The organism is Streptomyces sp. NPDC056373 (assembly GCF_042262425.1).
In the GTDB taxonomy this organism is placed as follows: domain Bacteria; phylum Actinomycetota; class Actinomycetes; order Streptomycetales; family Streptomycetaceae; genus Streptomyces.
Genome location: NZ_JBHJPX010000055.1, coordinates 1 through 1,480 on the forward strand (window position 1 = coordinate 1; position 1,480 = coordinate 1,480).

At 74.0% G+C, this 1,480-nt stretch carries 2 protein-coding genes; both read left to right on the forward strand.

Annotation, left to right across the window (positions count from 1 at the left end; translation table 11 throughout):
- Positions 1–783, forward strand: a 783-nt coding sequence (locus ACFCXS_RS39415; protein ID WP_376648150.1) for a hypothetical protein, incomplete at its 5' end; no start/stop codon positions are given.
- Positions 784–827: 44 nt separating this feature from the next.
- Positions 828–1,391 carry a hypothetical protein gene (locus ACFCXS_RS39420; RefSeq protein WP_376648151.1) on the forward strand — a complete coding sequence of 188 codons (564 nt, stop codon included), beginning with the start codon at positions 828–830 and terminating at the stop codon, positions 1,389–1,391.
- The last annotated feature ends 89 nt before the right edge of the window (positions 1,392–1,480 follow it).

Consider the following 1,480-nt stretch of genomic DNA (forward strand, 5'->3'; position numbering starts at 1 on the left):
CCGTTCGTCCTGGAGGGCGTCGCGTGGGCGCTGCTGATGGGCGCTCAGGCCGCGATCGACGACGACCGGCCCTCCTGGCACTACCGGGCCGGAGCCATGCTCCAGGCGCTCATCGCCGCCGGGATCAACGTCGTTCACGGGCTGGAGGCGTTCGGCGTCGCGACCGCGATCGGCGGCGCGCTGTGCTCGATCATCGGCCCGGTCATCTGGGACTTGCACGAGCACGGCCGGATCGCGAAGAAGGCCGGTCGCCCGTCCCGGTCCGCTCGCCGTGCCGAGCGCCGCCAGGCCGAGGCGGACGCCCGCCGGGCCGCCGCCGTTCGCCTCGCCCGTGAGGCCGAGGACCCCGAGGTCTGGGAGCGGGCGACCGCCCTGGCCGCGTTCAGCGGTGAAGTCGTCCCCGTCCGCGACGGAGTCCTCCGCAGGTCCGCCGCGCGGGTCGAGCCGTCGGATGCGACGTACAGCCGGGCGTGGACGGAAATCCACGGTGCGCCGGTCGGTCAGACCGCCGCTCAGATCATGCAGACCCGCACCGCGAAGCGCGGTGTGCGCGTCGCTCAGAACGGCCCGCTCGCGGGCGAAAAAGCGCAGGTCGATTCCCAAATGGGCGACGAGTCGGAGAAGCCCTCCAAGGGCCCGAAGAAGCCCGGCACGGACGGCCGCAAGGGCAACGGCGGGACGCCTCCCGTGCGGACCCCCGGCACCAAGTACAGCCCTGTCGCCAAGCGGCAGATGAGCGACGAGCAGCGCCGCGCCAAGGGCGCCGCCGACGCGTCGGTCTGACCCTCCCTCACCCACTGCTCCACCGACTCCACGAGGAGATCCCCATGTCCCGCATCGTCCGCACCCTGGCCGTCTCCGGTGCCGCCGCCGCCGCGCTGATGGGCACCGCCACCGCCGCCACCGCCGACTCCCCCGAGGCCGCCGTCGCCACGGTCCAGGCCGCCGCCGACCGCGCCGCCAGCGCCCCCGTCTCCCTCCCCGACGGCCGGGTCCTGCACGTCCGTGGACTCGACGCCGTCTCCTACCGGGCGGACGCCGCCCACCACTCCGCCGTGGTGACCCTCGCCGACGGAGCCCCGGGCCAGATGCCCGGCAACGACGTCGCGCCGCAGGGCGTCGGCTCGCAGATCGGCACCGGTCTCCAGCAGCAGCCGCAGCAGGTCCAGACGCAGGCCACGGCCGGGAGCATCTCCACGGTCGCGGTCGCCGCGCTCGCGCTCGGCATCGTCGTCTTCTTCGGGATCAAGGCCGGGAAGCTCGCGAAGGGCTGGTTCGTCGTCAGCCTCGCCCTCGGTGTCCTGCTGTCGGGCACGTTGATCGGCCCGCTGGTCTCCCAGCTCACCGGCTCCGGCGTCACGGCGTTCGGCAACATCTGGGCCGGGATGTAGGTCCCCGCTGCCCCTGGCCGCCGCCGACTCCCCGGCGGCGGCCCCCAACCCCCAGAGCAGGAAGGGACGATCCCATGGCAGTGGAGACC

What these genes read in the sequence shown, in the direction of transcription:
- ACFCXS_RS39420 (WP_376648151.1), top strand. Translation starts at nt 828, where the DNA reads ATGTCCCGCATCGTCCGCACCCTGGCCGTCTCCGGTGCCGCCGCCGCC.